Consider the following 15,272-nt stretch of genomic DNA (forward strand, 5'->3'; position numbering starts at 1 on the left):
GCAGCGCAGCATAGATTCTGCTTTCCGCTGACACAAATCGGACATAATATCTAACGGTCAACGCAAGGAGGCACACAATGGGACTGACCAATTCGCTTAATGTCCTGATCGTCGGTGCGGCGTTTGTTTTCATAGCCACGATGCTGTTCATCTGATCGGAGATCGGATGAACCACCCGCCATGAGACGGCCGGCTGAGGCCTCTCCAGCAGCAATGCTTCAACCATTCAAAAAAGGCGCGTGACAAGAACCGTCACGCGCCTTTCTCTTTGACAATTTGCATGCAGTCTTCAGGCAGCGGCCCCCGACAGGCCGCTCGACTGCGGACCAAGACCCAGACGGCTCAGCGTCGAAATGGTGAGTGGGGCGCGGTTCATCGTGTAGAGATGAAATTCCCCGATGCCGCGTCCGGCAAGGTCTGCGATCTGCTCCGCCGCAATATCCGAAGCAACCTCGGCCCGCGCCTGCGCATCACCCTCCGTACCTTCAAAACGCCGATCAAAATGCTCCGGCACGCTGGCGCCGCACATTGACGCAAACCTTTTGAGCTGGGTCAGGTTCTGGATCGGCATGATTCCGGGCACGATGGGGATCGTAATCCCAGCAGCCCGGACGCGATTGAGATAGCGCTCGAACACGTCATTGTCGAAGAAGAACTGCGTCAGCGCCCGCGTTGCACCAGCATCAACCTTGCGCTTCAGCATGTCGATGTCGGCAGCCTCATCCTGACTCTCCGGGTGTTTCTCCGGATAGGCCGAGACCGAGATCTCGAATTCACCCATCTCGCGCAGTCCGCCAACCAGGTCGGCCGCATTTTCAAAACCGCCCGGATGCGGTTCATAACGCGTTCCCACGCCGCCTTGCGGATCGCCACGCAGCGCGACGAAATGCCGAACGCCGACCGCCTTGAACTCGTCGACGACCTGGCGGACCTCATCGCGGGTTGCCCCGACACAGGTGAGATGCGCTGCCGTCGAAAGCGACGTCTGGCCGATCAGCCGTCCGACCGTGGCAAGCGTCGGTTCGCGCGTCGTGCCGCCGGCCCCATAGGTCACGGAAACGAAATCCGGCTGGAATGGCTGCAGCGCCTCCACGGTTTGCCAGAGTTGATCTGCCATATCGGGAGACTTCGGCGGAAAGAACTCGAAGGAGACCTTCAGCTTGGGGGAATGTGTGCTGGAGCGATCGTTCTGGGCCATTTTATCGGTTCCCCGTCAGGACAAGCGGTTCTGGATCAATCCGGAGTGCGGCAGCACTTTCGCGCCGGGCAAGCCAGATGGTGACGGTCAGCCCCCGACCGGCAGCACTCTCAGGCGGCAGATCGACGACATTCTCGACCGAGAGCCCGTGTCGCGCCAGCCACTCAGACATGACAGCATGGGAGAAACCGAGCCGCAGGTGGGCGTGTTCGTTGCGCAGGTAGTCAAGCTCATGCGGTGCCAGATCGATGATCACGAGACGCCCGCCGGGGCGCAACATGCGCGCAGCCTCCGCCAGAGCCAGATCCGGCTCCTCAAGGAAGTGCAGAACCTGATGAACCGTAACCAGGTCATAATCGCTCGCATCGAGCGGCAGATTGAGAATATCGCCGTGACGCACGGTTGCAGACAGAATCCCGGCCTTGTCGAGATTGGACCGGGCGACCGACAGCATGTCGCGGCTTGCATCGACGCCGACGGCACGCCGGTAGCGGTCAGCCAGCAGTTGCAGAATCCGGCCGGTGCCGGTGCCGAGATCGAGCAGAGCCTCAACCGGCTCCTCCCCGATGAGCTCGAGCAGCGCCGCTTCAACATCGGCATCGTTCACATGCAGCCGCCGCAACTCGTCCCATTCAGAGGCGTTGCGGCTGAAATATTCCTGTGCCTTCTCGGCCCTTGCCCGTTTGACGGCGGCCAGTCGGTCCCGGTCACGCAGCAGCACCGGATCCGCCTCTTCCGTTACGTCAAGCAACAGGCGGATTAGGCTCGAGGCCGCCCCTTCCTGCTTGAGGCGGAAATAGGCCCAAGCACCTTCCTGATAGCGGTCGATCAACTCGGCTTCGGCCAGCAATTTCAGGTGACGGGAAATCCGTGGCTGCGACTGGCCGAGAATTTCGGTAAGATCCGTCACGGTGAGGTCGCCGGCGGCAAGCAGCGCCAGAAGACGAAGGCGAGTCGGCTCTCCCGCCGCCTTCAGCAGATCCACCAGACTATCGACACCAAACTGCATGCGAGCCCCACGACGAAAACGACATAAAGATATCTTTATGTGATTATCGAAAATGAGGCAAGCGCAAATGTGGCTCCAACCCCACATCCGGCGCTTCACGGTTCAATCAAAAAAGGGACCGGCGAAACGCCGGCCCCTTGTATGTCTCAGGCGAGATCTGCCGCCGATATCAGCGGGTCAGGCGCTTGTAAGCGTGGCTGCCCGGGTTCAGTGCATCCGGACCGAGACGGCGGATCTTGTCCTGTTCGTAGTCTTCGAAGTTGCCCTCGAACCACTCGACATGACCATCACCTTCGAAGGCGAGAATATGCGTCGCCAGACGGTCGAGGAACATGCGATCGTGGCTGATGATGATGGCGCAGCCGGCAAAGGCTTCGAGCGCGCTTTCGAGAGCCCCCAGCGTTTCGGTATCGAGGTCGTTGGTCGGTTCGTCGAGCAAGAGCACGTTGCCGCCGGCCTTCAGCATCTTGGCGAGGTGCACGCGGTTGCGCTGACCACCCGAGAGATTGCCGACCTTCTGCTGCTGGTCGCCACCCTTGAAGTTGAAGGCGCCACAATAGGCACGGGAGTTCATGTCGAACTTGCCGAGCTTGATGACTTCGGCACCACCGGAAATTTCTTCCCACACGGTCTTGTTGGCGTCCAGTGCGTCGCGGCTCTGGTCGACATAGCCGAGATGCACGGTATCACCGATACGGATCGTGCCGGCATCCGGCTTTTCCTGGCCGGTGATCATCTTGAACAGCGTCGACTTGCCGGCGCCGTTCGGCCCGATGATGCCGACGATACCGCCCGGCGGCAGCTTGATCGAGAGATCGTTGATCAGTGTGCGGCCTTCAAAGCCCTTCTTGATGCCTTCGAGCTCGATGACCACCTGGCCGAGACGCTCGGAGACAGGAATGATGATCTGGGCATCGCCGGGGCGGATGTTTTCCGCCGCATCGACCAGTTGTTCGTAAGCCTTGATACGTGCCTTGGACTTGGCCTGACGGGCCTTCGGGCTGGAGGCAATCCATTCCTGTTCGCGCGACAGCGCCTTCTGGCGACCGGCTTCGTCGCGGGCTTCCTGCTGCATGCGCTTGGCCTTGGCGGTCAGGTAAGCCGAGTAGTTGCCTTCATAGGGGATGCCACGACCACGGTCGAGCTCGAGGATCCAGCCCGTCACATTGTCGAGGAAGTAGCGGTCGTGGGTGATCATCATCACGGCGCCCGGATAGTCGCGAAGATGCTTTTCGAGCCAGGCGATGGTCTCCGCGTCGAGGTGGTTCGTCGGTTCGTCGAGCAGCAGCAGATCCGGCTGCGACAGAAGCAGACGGCAGAGCGCGATACGGCGACGCTCACCACCCGAAAGCACGGTCACGTCGGCATCCTTCGGCGGGCAGCGCAGCGCTTCCATCGCCATCTCGACCTGCTGTTCGAGGTCCCAAAGGTTCTGGCTGTCGATGATGTCCTGGAGCTTCGCACCCTCTTCCGCGGTCTCGTCGGAATAGTTCATCATCAGTTCGTTGTAACGGTCGAGCACGGCCTGCTTGTCGGCCACACCTTCCATCACGTTTTCGAAGGCGTTCTTCGACGGATCCAGATGCGGTTCCTGCTCGAGGTAACCGACGGTCGCGCCCTCGGCCAGCCAGGCCTCACCCGTATATTCCTTGTCCTTGCCGGCGATGATGCGCAGGACCGTCGACTTACCGGCACCGTTCGGGCCGAGGATACCGATCTTGGCGTCCGGGTAGAAGGACAGATTGACGTTTTCGAGGATCTTCTTGGCGCCGTAGGACTTGTTCAGTCCCGACATGTGATAGATGAACTGGCGTGCCATAGGGGAATTGCTCCGGCGGGCTGATGGGGGTTTGCACGCTATCTAGGCGAATTGCCCGGTCGGGGCAACGCCGCAATGCGCAAGATTGCCCGCTCGCGCGGCTTTTTTCGCCACTATTCGAAGCGCGCGTGATCGATGCGGAACAGGCGCAGGGGCGAGTTTGGGGAATCCGAAACCGGCACCAGCCCCGGCCAGGTCCCGCCTCTTGTGAGAACTGCAAACAGGGTATCGTTCGGGATCTCATAGACCATAGGATAGCGGCAGACGGCGAGATAGTCGAAAGGCTCGGCGGCTGCCTTGCGTGCCGCTTTGTCGGTCGACACGAAGACGTCGAACATCTTTCGCATCCCGGTGGCAGCCCGGTGGAAGGGGATGGCGTTGATCGTCATGCCAGCCGGCAACCGATCCAGCAGAAAGAGGCCAAGAGAACTGGGGGCCATGATCCGCCCCGCAGGCAGCCCCGCAAGCGGAGCGGCATCGATATCGGTGCACAGATCAAGCGCAACATAATCAAGCAGAACGGGGCGAAACGGCTCGAAGGGGACAATCCTCGTCAGGACCGTACCACCGACAAGCACGGTGACGACGGCCCCCAGCACAAAGCGCCTGGCGACGGCAAAGCCGCCCTTTACGTCGCTCCATACGACTGGAAGAAAGAGCATGACGGCGGCAGCAGGAAAACGGATGAAGCGTGTCTGCAGTAAGGTCAGTATCAGCAGCGCAAGCGCGACAACAAAAACGATTACGAACCCGGCATCGCGCTGTCGGAGCCTGTCGAGGAAACGCGGCAAGGCACCAACCGCCACCACCACCATTAAACTGAGACAGACGATCTTGATGAGTTCCCCAACACGGTAGAAATCGAGAAACGATCGCTCCTGCTGGACACGATCGAGCCAGAGGTCACGCACGAGGGGATCGATCGTCGCATAGGGGCCGTGTAGGCAAGCCGGAAAGAGAACGGCCAGGGCAACCGCGAGCAAGCAGGCGGGCACCGCAAGTGCCAAAAGTCGCGAAATAGAACGCGGTGTGCGCACTGCAGTGACCACAGTGCTCACGATGATCGCGTAGCCGAGAAACGCTGCGGCATAGGGTGCGGAAAACGCATCGCATTCCGTCGCAGCCAATCGGGAAACACCGAGAAACAACACCCCCGAAGAAATGGTTGAAAGGACAAGGCCGAAAGCCAGAGAAAGCTGAACCTGCCTGCTTCCGGGAACACCGGCACACCAAGCGAGACCCGGGCCAATCAGAACCAGCAGCAGAACGGGCGCAAGCTCAAGGCCAATGACAAAAGATAGACCACAGGCCAGCCCAGCAACAAAACCGCCGACCACAGACCATCGGGAGATCCCCAATAGGGCGAGCATCAACACCACGATCTGCAGATTGTGATGGTCGATGCGCCCGGGACTGAACTCCCAAAGAGTGAGCGGCATCATCGCAAAGGCCGCGACGACATGAATGGGCTCGACCCTGCCTCTCGCGCCGGAAATCTGCGCCGCCGTTTGAACCCACACCGCGCAAAATGCAGCCAGAAGGACAGGCTGCCACAATCGAAATGCCCACCAGATCGCACTGTCCTCGCCCATTACCGGTCTCAGGAGAAGCGTCAGAAGAACATAGGGAAGATCGACGAGGCGTGACCAGGGCGACAGGTAAGAACCCGGCATATCGATGCCGACAATGGTAAGATCGTACCAGTTCCAGGTTGCGAGCAACTGGCGAATCTGGACCGCTCGCAGGACATCATCGACATCCCGGTAATAGTAACGCCCATCGAGAACGTCGAATGCCAGCACAGCAGTTGCGATCGCAAGAGCGACGAGGAAGAGTTGGCCGGGGAATGGTTGCACACCTTGTCCGTACCCGTTGCGGTATGGGATATCCTCTCGCATCTGCATCATGCAAACCTGCCACCGTCCGAACCCGTCGAGGCGCACTCTTGCTATCACGAATTAAGATCGGGTTAGCGGGCCAAATCCCAGCGGTTGAAACCGGAACACGGGCAAAACCACCGCGCCTCCATTGCGCGGGCAGGTGAAATACCCTTCTATCGCGGCCACGGAGGACCGCATGTTCATAGACCTGCACTATCACGATGCCCCCAGCGGCGCGCGCCTGGCCTATCACCATCTGGCGGCAACCGGCACGCCACGGGGCATTGTCATCGTCTGCCATGGTCTTGCAGAACATTCCCGCCGGTATGCAGGCTTTGCCGAAGCGCTGTCCGCCCACGGTTACCATGTCTATGTCCACGATCACCGCGGCCATGGTGAGACAACGGCCAGTGATGCCGGCATTGGGCGCTTCTCGACCAGGGATGGCGTCGCCAAAGTCATCGCCGATGTCAGGGCCATGCGAAATTTGGCCGTTGCTCGACATCGCGGTCTGCCGGTCATTTTGTTCGGCCACTCGATGGGCGGCCTGATCGCTCTCAATGCCGTAGAGAGCCACCCGCAGGATTTTCAGGCGCTCTCCGTCTGGAACTCCAACTTCAACCCCGGCCCCGCCGGCCGTTTTGCCCAGGCCGTGCTTGCCATCGAGAAGATGTTGAAAGGCTCGGACGTCCCATCGGCAATCCTGCCGAAAGCCACGTTCGGTGCATGGGGGAGATCGATCCCCGGCCACCGCACCGCCTTCGATTGGCTCTCGCGCGATCCTGCAGAAGTCGATGCCTATATCGCCGATCCTCTCTGCGGCTTCGACGCCAGCGTTTCTCTTTGGCAGGACCTGTTCCGCCTGACGTTCGCCGGCGCATCTCCGGAGCGCCTCGCCTTGCTGCCAAAGGCCCTCCCCGTCTATCTGATCGGCGGCGGCCAGGACCCCGCAACCAATGGCGGCCGGGAAATTCGCTGGCTCGGTCGCCGCCTGATGGATGCGGGCATGATGCAGGTGACGACGATGATCTATGACGAGATGCGCCACGAGACACTCAACGAAATCGGCCGCGAACGAGCCCTTGCCGATTTCCTCGCCTGGCTCGACCGTCTGGATACCTGAGCGGCCAGAGCGGGCTTGCTGAAACGGAATGATCCCATGAGAGAAAATCAAGTGCGAAGGCCATGAAGCGGCGCTAAGACGGTCTTCAACGCAGGAAAACTCATGACAGCCGACGGGATGGATCGGCCCGTCGCCTGCCGTAGAGGAAGCAGCATGACCGACCGCCCGTCCGCAAAACCACCGCTCGCCGGCATCCGCGTGATCGAACTCGCCCGCGTGCTGGCCGGCCCCTGGGCAGGCCAGATGCTTGCCGATCTCGGCGCCGACGTCATCAAGGTGGAAAACCCCGAAGGTGGCGACGATACCCGCGCCTGGGGACCGCCCTTCGTCGAGGGCGCCGATGGCGAAAACCTCTCGGCCGCCTATTACCACTCCACCAACCGCAACAAGCGCTCGATTGCCGTAGACCTGAAGACAGCGGAAGGCCAGGAGACGGTCCGCCGCCTCTGCGCCTCGGCCGACGTCGTCATCGAGAACTTCAAGCGCGGCGGCCTTGAGAAATACGGCCTCGATTACGAGAGCCTGAAGGCGATCAACCCAAAGCTCGTCTATTGCTCGATCACCGGCTTTGGCCAGAACGGCCCCTATGCCGATTTCGCCGGCTATGATTATATCGTCCAGGGCATGTCTGGCTTCATGTCGATCACCGGCGAGAAGGACGGCGAGCCGATGAAAGCGGGCGTCGCCATCGCCGACATCTTCACCGGCATCTATGCCGTCACCGCCATCCAGGCAGCCCTCATCCATGTCATGAGGACCGGCCAGGGACAGTTCGTCGACATGGCACTGCTCGACGTCATGTCGGCGGTGCTCGCCAACCAGAACATGAACTACCTGATCTCGGACAAGCCGCCGACCCGTCTTGGCAATGCCCATCCGAACATCAGCCCTTACGAAGTCGTGCCGACAGCCGACGGCCATCTGATCCTGGCCGTCGGCAATGACGGGCAGTTCAAGCGCCTCTGCGCCATCCTCGGCATCCCCGCTGTTGCTGAAGATGAGCGATTCGCTACCAACAAGGCCCGCGTCGCCAATAAGGTCGAGGTCCGTGCCATTGTTACCGCTGAGACCGTGAAATGGTCGAAGCGCGATCTGCTCTCCGCCTGCGAGGCAAACGCCGTGCCGGCCGGGCCAATCAATTCGATCGAGGAAATGTTCGCCGACCCGCAGGTCCAGGCACGCGGCCTGAAGATTGAGTTGAGCGACGACAAGGGCACCGTGATCCCTTCCGTGCGCACGCCGATCGTGCTCTCCGAGACCCCCTTGCGCTACGAGCGCCCGAGCCCGCGCATCGGCGAGCATGGAAATGAAATTCTGGCCGAACTGGCCGAGCTGGAAAGGAAGACGCAATGAAGAGAACCGGCGGTGAACTGATCGTCGAAGCCTTGAAGGCTAATGGCGTCGAGCGCGTCTCCTGCGTTCCCGGCGAAAGCTATCTGGCCGTGCTCGACGCGCTGAAGGACAGCGGCATCGAGACGCTGGTCTGCCGCCAGGAAGGCGGGGCCGCGATGATGGCCGACACCTGGGGTCGCCTGACAGGCAAGCCCGGCATCTGCATGGTCACCCGTGGCCCGGGCGCCACCAACGCCTCTGCCGGTCTACATGTTGCCAAGCAGGATTCGATCCCGATGATCCTCTTCATCGGCCAGATCGGTCGCGACATGAAGGAGCGCGAAGCCTTTCAGGAAGTCGAATACCGCCGCGCCTTCACCGAATTCGCCAAATGGGTCGGCGAGATCGATGACGCTCGCCGCATCCCGGAATTCGTCACCCGCGCCTTTGCCGTCGCCACCTCCGGTCGCCCCGGCCCGGTCGTGCTGACGCTGCCGGAGGACATGCTGCTCGATGAAGTCGAAGCCCCAGAAGCCAAGCCCTACACGCCCGTAGAGGCCCATCCCGGCCCAAGCCAGATCGCCGCCCTCGGCGAACTGCTGAAGACCGCCAAGCGCCCCATGGTCGTCCTCGGTGGTACCCGCTGGAGCGAAACCTCCGTCGCCGGCATCCAGGCCTTCGCCGAAAAATTCAAGCTGCCGGTCGGCTGCTCCTTCCGCCGCCAGATGCTCTTCGATCACCTGCATCCGTCCTACGCGGGCGATGTCGGCATCGGCATCAACCCGGCGCTCGCCAAGGAAGTGAAGGAAGCCGATCTGCTGATCCTGCTCGGCGGCCGTTTCTCCGAAATGCCGTCCTCGTCCTACACGCTGATGGACATCCCCTACCCGGCGCAAAAGCTGGTCCATATCCACCCGGACCCGTCCGAACTCGGCCGCGTCTACCGCGCTGATCTCGCGATCTGTGCCGCGCCTGAGGAATTCGTCGCAGCGCTCGCAGCGCTCGATGCACACAACGCCCCGGCCTGGGCCGAACGCACCGAAACCATGCATGCCGCCTATCTCGCCTGGTCGACGCCGCCGAAGGCCGGCCCCGGTGCCGTGCAGATGGGTCCGATCATGGAATGGATCGAAGCCAACACGCCAAAGGACGCGATATTCACCAATGGTGCCGGCAACTATGCCACCTGGCTGCATCGTTTCCATCGCTTCCAGGCGTTCAACACCCAGGCAGCCCCGACCTCCGGCTCCATGGGCTATGGCCTTCCGGCAGCCGTCGCCGCCAAGCAGCTGTTCCCTGAGCGTGAAGTCATCTGCTTTGCCGGTGACGGATGCTTCATGATGCATGGCCAGGAATTCGCGACCGCCATCCGCTACAACCTGCCGATCATCACGCTCGTCATCAACAACAGCATGTATGGCACGATCCGCATGCATCAGGAGCGCGAATATCCGGGCCGCGTCAGCGCGACGGATCTGACCAATCCGGATTTTGCAGCACTCGCCCAGGCCTATGGCGGCCACGGCGAAACCGTCGAAAAGACCGAAGACTTCGCCCCAGCCTTCCTGCGCGCCCGCGCCTCTGGAAAGCCCTCGATCATCGAGATCAAGCTCGATCCGGAAGCGATCACGCCGACGCGCACCTTGACTCAAATTCGCAACAAGGCCTGACAGCCCATTGACCATAAACGAGAAAAGGCCGGGATCTCTCCCGGCCTTTTCGTATTCTAGACGTCTCTGAAAAAATCAGAGAGCAGCAGTCACGATGAACTCGACCTTGTAGTCCGGGGTCGCGAGAGCGGCTTCGCTCGTGGCGCGGGCCGGCGGATTGGCCGGGTCGATCCAGGCTTCCCAGACGGCGTTCATTTCGCCGAAGGTCGACATGTCGGAGAGGTAGATGATCGTCTGTAGGATCTTCGACTTGTCCGAACCGGCAGCGGCCAGCAGGCGGTCGACTTCGGCGAGAGCCGACTTCGACTGCTCGGTCACGGATGCGCCTTCGCCAACCTGGCCGGCGAGATAGACGGTGTTGCCGTGAACGACGGCGCCGCTCATGCGCTTGCCGGGCTCGATACGCTTGATGCTCATGGGAAAACTCCTGCTTGAGGCTTGGGTAAAACACGCAGAAGCCGGACGCGAAGGCCCGGCCAGCGATGATGAAGAGAAAGGATCAGCCGCGCTGACGAAGCGCGTGTTCGTAAGTGGCGGTCGAGCGCGCGCCCGAGCGGCAATAGCCGAGCATGGGACGCCCGAATTCCTCCAACGCATCAACCATGTCGGCGACGGCATCGGGCGTGACACCCATCGGGCCAACAGGCACATGCTTGATCTGGAGGCCGAGCTCCTGCGCGCGCTTGGCAACGGCTGCAAATTCCGGCTGGCCGAACTCTTCGCCGTCAGGGCGATGGCAGACGATCGACTTGAAGCCAAGCGCCTTGATCTCGTCGAGTTCATCGACCGTGATCTGGCCGCTGACCGAATATTCCTCGTTGATTTGCCGGATGTTCATCGGGTCACCTCGTCCATTTCGTGGGCCAAACATCTACGACGGGTATCAGCGAGCGTCAATGACGAGCGCGGACCCTCTGCCCCCTTTAGACGCGCTCAAACCGTCTAGACGAAAGAGAAGGCGAGACCGTAATCGCGGCTTTCGCCCGGCTGCAGGATCACGAATTCTCCGGCGCGTTCGAGGTCATCCCGGCTCACCCACCGATGCGACACCGGCTCGATGCCCAACACATGCGCGGGCGATTTTTGGTTTCGCCAGACCTGCAGATAGGGCAGTGTATCGGTCCGGAAGCGCACTTTGAGCCGCTTGCCGCCGATCGCCCTCATCGGCCCGAGGCGGACCTCCGCCCAACCACCATGGCCAGCGGAGACGCAGAAAATGCTGCCATCTCCCTCGCCGAAGGCCCAAGGCAACGAACCGCCCTCCAGCATCGCCCCCTCGAGCAAGGTGCTCTCGTCGAAATGCCGTGCGCCGAGGTTGATGTGGTACATGAGGAAGACCGGCATCGGCCTGTCGCTGGTGTTGACGACCTGGTCCGCCAATTGGACTTCGCCGCTCTCGCCCTTGATCCGCCACTGCCGGCGCAGTTCCGCCTGCCCGCCATCCGCCAGATGCACGGGAATAGTGGCAGAGGCCAGGAGATCGTCGCCATCCGATGAAAAAGAGAGCGCCTGAGCCGGGTGAGCCGAAAACGAACCATGCAGGGGATAGCGCCCCTTTCCGTCTGCCATCGGCTGCGGATGGCGGATGTGGTCCGGTCCGCAGGTGAAGAAAAAACCTTCGAGTGAATGATCGATGCGCGGGTCGCCGTCGTCGGGGATCGAACGCCCGGGCGCAAGATCGACGCCGTCCACGACGCAGGCTCCGATATCAAAGACCGAGCTCTGGTCGAGTGCAAGAGACGGCCCGCGAGGACCACGAAACGAAATCATGCCATGCTTTCCTGCATCACCGGAGCGGAAACCTGCAACTGCCCGGCCGCCGCCATATGTTCGAGGCCCTTGAGCCCGCTATCGAGCGAGGAGAGATAGGCGATGTTGACTGTCTGCTCAAGCCAGTGCTGGAAGGTATGAGCCGAGCGCTCGAGCCTGTCGAAACGCTGGTTCCCCTCCTCGGTCAAGGACAGAAGTTCGAAGCGTCGATCCGCCCGGTCGCGCTTGCGCAGCACGTAGCCCCGATCCTCGAGCACTTTCACGGCCCTGCTGATCTTGGTCTTCGAAAGGCCGGACTGGAGCGAAATCGACTTGGCGGTGATTGGCGAATTCTCTCCGAGCGACCACAGGACCTGCCACTCCGACCAGGACAATTCGTCCTCGGCACCGCAATAATGGGCAAAGGCCGTATCGAATCGCTCCGCAACCCGCATAAGGCGGTAAGGTAGAAAGGAATCAAGTCTCAGTCGGTCCAGCATCGCTCCCCCTTGAAGACCGTAACGATACCGGAACCTCGGCATCGGCTGAACGGTTCTTCCCCTGCCCCTCAACAAGTTAATCTAATATTCATTATGAATTCACCTTTTCCACATTAGTGTCAAATTTGTCGCGTTTGTCGCCCGCAGAGACGAGGAAACCGCACCGTGCACGACATCAGGAAATCAGGCTTGCTCATGGCGGCGCTCGCCGCCACCTCACTGGCGACCGCAGGCGCCAGCTGGGCGCAATCCGTCTACGACTACCGCAAGTCCCAGACCCTTCTCGTGTCTCCGGAAGGCGACATTCTCGACTATGTCCCTGAAGAGGGAGAAGTGGTGATCAGCCGCGACCGTATGGGGCGAACCGTCCTGATCGACCGCTTCGGCAATCTCGTGGCGACGGAAATTCCGGCTGAGAGCTATTATCCTCCGGCACAGGCCGGGCGTAACCGCGACCTCCCCGGCGTCTATGATCCCTATCGCGATGAGCCGCAACAGCAGCCGCGTGGTTGGGACGACGACGTGACGACCGCCTCTATACCGGACGCCATGCCCGGCGACAGACTCCCGCTCGACGGCTCTCCGTCCGATATGCCCTATGGCGGTCCAGATATGGCCCCGCCGACCGACAACGCGCCCGCGCGCACGGTGACGCCCGAGATCCCGGTCAAAAGCAATCTCTCCCGCCTGGAAATCACCGCGTTGCAGGTCTTTCTGGACCGTGAGGGCATCTCCCCCGGTGTCATCGATGGCAAGATGGGCCAGAACGTCAACAAGGCGATCGTTGCCTGGGAGAAGATGACCGGGGAAACGCTGGATCCGAACAATGCCGAGGACATCCTCGAGCGCCTGCGCCTGTCCGGCGGCCTTGCCGTCACCAGCTACACGATCACCGCAGGCGATGCGGCAGGACCCTATGTGGCCGCCATCCCGGAAGACTATAGCCACAAGGCACAACTGCCGGCCATGTCCTACACCTCGACCGTCGAAATGCTGGCGGAAAAGTTCCACATGGACGAGGGTTACCTGCGCGAACTCAATCCGGGCGTCGATTTCACCATTCCCGGAACCATCATCAAGGTCATCGAACCGGGCCCTGCTAAGACCGGCAGCGTGACCCGCATCGTCGCCGACAAGGCCCTGAAACAGGTCTTCGCGTACGGTGCAGACGGCAATCTCGTCGCCGCCTACCCGGCCAGCATTGGCTCCACCGACACACCGTCACCGTCGGGCACGGTCACGATCGAGCGCATCGCGCTCAATCCGGGCTACACTTACAATCCGAAGGTCAACTTCCAGCAGGGCGCGAACGACAAGATCCTGCAAATCCCACCGGGTCCCAATGGCCCGGTCGGCACTGTCTGGCTCGCCTTGTCGAAACCCACCTACGGCATCCACGGCACGCCGGAACCGTCTAAGATCGGCCGCACCCAGAGCCATGGTTGCATTCGCCTGACCAACTGGGACGCGACCGAGTTGGCAAAGATGGTCAAGCCCGGCGTGACGGTCGAGTTTATCGACTGACCACAGTCAATCAGCGAAAGCATCTCAAAGCCGCAAGCCCGTGCTTGCGGCTTTTGTCTTGTCGCCCTGCGCACAAAAAAACCGCCGGCAGGACCGGCGGCTTCGAGGTGGTACTCTCGGGAGGAGATCGTTAAGCGGCGTTGCGGACCAGACGGAACAGCCGGCGCGGTTCGGCGGAGCGGATGATCTTGACCGGCAACAGGCGCATGACTTCCGCAGCAAAGGCCTTGGCGTTTTCCTGGGCCTTGTCGAGATTGCTGATCTTTGCCGCATCCATGGAATACAGCGTGCCACCACAGTCGAAGATCTCGCGATAGGCACTGCGCTCGGCGATCGGCGTATTGACGACATTGACGCCACGCGCAGCGAGCAGACCCTTGATTGTCAGAAGCGCCCGCGTCGTCACCATCGACGTCACGCGGGTGAGCACGACAGAATGGGGAATGACCAGATTCCCGGTGTCTTCCATCATCTTGATGAGATCGAGGATCTGGGCACCGCCCTTGGCATCCATCGCACAGCCCTGGACCGGGATCATCACGTGATCCGACAGACCAACCGCCGTGGTCACCATGGCATCGCGAGCACCGGCGAGATCCATGATGATGTAATCATGCGTACGGGATAGCTCGCGAATATGCCCCTGAACGGAGGCAACGGAAACTTCCGACACCACCTCAATATTGCGTTGCGGGCCTGAAAGGTCGGACCACTGGGTGATCCAGCGCTGCGGATCGGCATCGAGAATGGCCACACGGTAGCCCTGATGGGCAAGCTCTGTGGCAAGCAGCAGGGCTGCGGTGGTCTTGCCTGCGCCACCCTTGGCATTGGCGAATGAGATGACTGGCATGCGTGTTCCTCAAGGGCTTTGTTCCGAGCGCTTCATCGCTCTGGGGCAACCCTCGTCATTGGCGCCTCGTAAACACATCATTGCCAATCATGGTTAATAAACCGCAAACTTTGCGGGCCGCCCCCTCCCCCATATTGGGGAGAAGCAACGGAAAAGCCTAGTATATTCGAACATTGAAACGGACAGCTGCCGACAGATCAGCCGCGCAGCGGCGTGCAGGCACCGACATGCTGCGGTCCGACACGTCCCGCCTTGAGATCAGACAGCAGCGGCAAGGAAGGATCCGGTCCGCCGAGACTCGCCTCGAAGGTCGCGCGATCGACCTTCACCATGCGCCCACTGCCAAGAATGCTTACGAGCGTCTTCTTGTCCACCACCGCAAGACTGACCTTCGCCTTGCAGAACTGCTTGCCATCTTTGCCACTCAGAACCCAGCCAAGTGAGCCGGACTTGCCCTGGCTCATCTTGCCGACGGTATATCCCTTCTTCAGCAGCCCCTGGTAGCTCTCGGCCCATGCCGGGCCAGCCTGAAATGTCAGGCTGGCGCCCAGAATTGCGATGAAAAGACCAAAAACCGACTTCGTGTGAAACGACATACACCAACCCCCAAAAGTATGG

The 15,272-nt window shown here is 61.1% G+C and carries 14 protein-coding genes; 4 read left to right on the forward strand and 10 right to left on the reverse strand.

Annotated features, from left to right (window positions below; all coding sequences use genetic code 11):
• Positions 1-289: 289 nt before the first annotated feature.
• The 4 genes from metF to ACT53S_RS09090 all read right to left on the reverse strand — a co-directional run bounded on the left by metF (position 290) and on the right by ACT53S_RS09090 (position 5,882).
• Positions 290-1,198 (reverse strand): methylenetetrahydrofolate reductase [NAD(P)H], encoded by a 909-nt coding sequence (metF, locus tag ACT53S_RS09075; protein ID WP_476066739.1) that lies wholly within the window; start codon positions 1,196-1,198, stop codon positions 290-292.
• A gap of 1 nt (position 1,199) precedes the next feature.
• The gene (locus tag ACT53S_RS09080) at positions 1,200-2,207 is read right to left on the reverse strand and encodes an ArsR/SmtB family transcription factor (RefSeq protein ID WP_476066740.1); all 1,008 of its coding nucleotides are present in this window, start codon (positions 2,205-2,207) and stop codon (positions 1,200-1,202) included.
• Positions 2,208-2,376: 169 nt separating this feature from the next.
• Positions 2,377-4,026: an energy-dependent translational throttle protein EttA gene (gene ettA, locus ACT53S_RS09085; RefSeq protein ID WP_476066741.1), complete on the reverse strand. Its 1,650-nt coding sequence runs from the start codon at positions 4,024-4,026 to the stop codon at positions 2,377-2,379.
• Between the two features lie 113 nt (positions 4,027-4,139).
• Entirely contained in the window at positions 4,140-5,882 is a 1,743-nt protein-coding gene (locus ACT53S_RS09090; protein ID WP_476066742.1) for a hypothetical protein, read from the reverse strand.
• Between the two features lie 220 nt (positions 5,883-6,102).
• Between ACT53S_RS09090 and ACT53S_RS09095 the strand changes: the two genes are divergently transcribed.
• The 3 genes from ACT53S_RS09095 (at position 6,103) to ACT53S_RS09105 (ending at position 10,031) form a co-directional block, all read left to right on the forward strand.
• Positions 6,103-7,029: an alpha/beta fold hydrolase gene (locus ACT53S_RS09095; RefSeq protein ID WP_476066743.1), complete on the forward strand. Its 927-nt coding sequence runs from the start codon at positions 6,103-6,105 to the stop codon at positions 7,027-7,029.
• 153 nt (positions 7,030-7,182) lie between these two features.
• The gene (gene caiB, locus ACT53S_RS09100) at positions 7,183-8,382 is read left to right on the forward strand and encodes a succinate--glutarate CoA-transferase (protein ID WP_476066744.1); all 1,200 of its coding nucleotides are present in this window, start codon (positions 7,183-7,185) and stop codon (positions 8,380-8,382) included.
• On the forward strand, positions 8,379-10,031 hold the full coding sequence (locus tag ACT53S_RS09105) for a thiamine pyrophosphate-binding protein (protein ID WP_476066745.1): 1,653 nt from the start codon (positions 8,379-8,381) through the stop codon (positions 10,029-10,031). Before caiB ends, ACT53S_RS09105 begins: the two co-directional genes overlap by 4 nt.
• 75 nt (positions 10,032-10,106) lie before the next feature.
• Here ACT53S_RS09105 and ACT53S_RS09110 read toward each other — a convergent pair whose 3' ends face one another.
• The 4 genes from ACT53S_RS09110 to ACT53S_RS09125 all read right to left on the reverse strand — a co-directional run bounded on the left by ACT53S_RS09110 (position 10,107) and on the right by ACT53S_RS09125 (position 12,280).
• Positions 10,107-10,448, reverse strand: a complete 342-nt coding sequence (locus ACT53S_RS09110) for a RidA family protein (protein WP_113375461.1) — start codon at positions 10,446-10,448, stop codon at positions 10,107-10,109.
• Between the two features lie 82 nt (positions 10,449-10,530).
• Positions 10,531-10,869, reverse strand: a complete 339-nt coding sequence (locus ACT53S_RS09115; RefSeq protein ID WP_476066746.1) for a protein tyrosine phosphatase family protein — start codon at positions 10,867-10,869, stop codon at positions 10,531-10,533.
• 104 nt (positions 10,870-10,973) lie between these two features.
• Positions 10,974-11,801, reverse strand: a complete 828-nt coding sequence (locus ACT53S_RS09120; RefSeq protein WP_476066747.1) for a DUF4432 family protein — start codon at positions 11,799-11,801, stop codon at positions 10,974-10,976.
• Entirely contained in the window at positions 11,798-12,280 is a 483-nt protein-coding gene (locus ACT53S_RS09125; protein ID WP_113375458.1) for a MarR family transcriptional regulator, read from the reverse strand. Before ACT53S_RS09125 ends, ACT53S_RS09120 begins: the two co-directional genes overlap by 4 nt.
• A 195-nt stretch (positions 12,281-12,475) precedes the next feature.
• Between ACT53S_RS09125 and ACT53S_RS09130 the strand changes: the two genes are divergently transcribed.
• Entirely contained in the window at positions 12,476-13,804 is a 1,329-nt protein-coding gene (locus ACT53S_RS09130) for a L,D-transpeptidase (protein WP_142070809.1), read from the forward strand.
• Between the two features lie 130 nt (positions 13,805-13,934).
• Here the strand turns inward: ACT53S_RS09130 and ACT53S_RS09135 are convergent, their stop codons facing one another.
• Both ACT53S_RS09135 and ACT53S_RS09140 read right to left on the reverse strand, forming a co-directional pair.
• Positions 13,935-14,654 carry an AAA family ATPase gene (locus tag ACT53S_RS09135; RefSeq protein WP_476066748.1) on the reverse strand — a complete coding sequence of 240 codons (720 nt, stop codon included), beginning with the start codon at positions 14,652-14,654 and terminating at the stop codon, positions 13,935-13,937.
• Between the two features lie 197 nt (positions 14,655-14,851).
• Complete coding sequence (locus ACT53S_RS09140) at positions 14,852-15,250, reverse strand: hypothetical protein (protein ID WP_476066749.1); 399 nt, start codon at positions 15,248-15,250, stop codon at positions 14,852-14,854.
• Between the last annotated feature and the right edge of the window lie 22 nt (positions 15,251-15,272).

The sequence above is a fragment of the Allorhizobium sp. DMC15 genome (assembly GCF_056314065.1).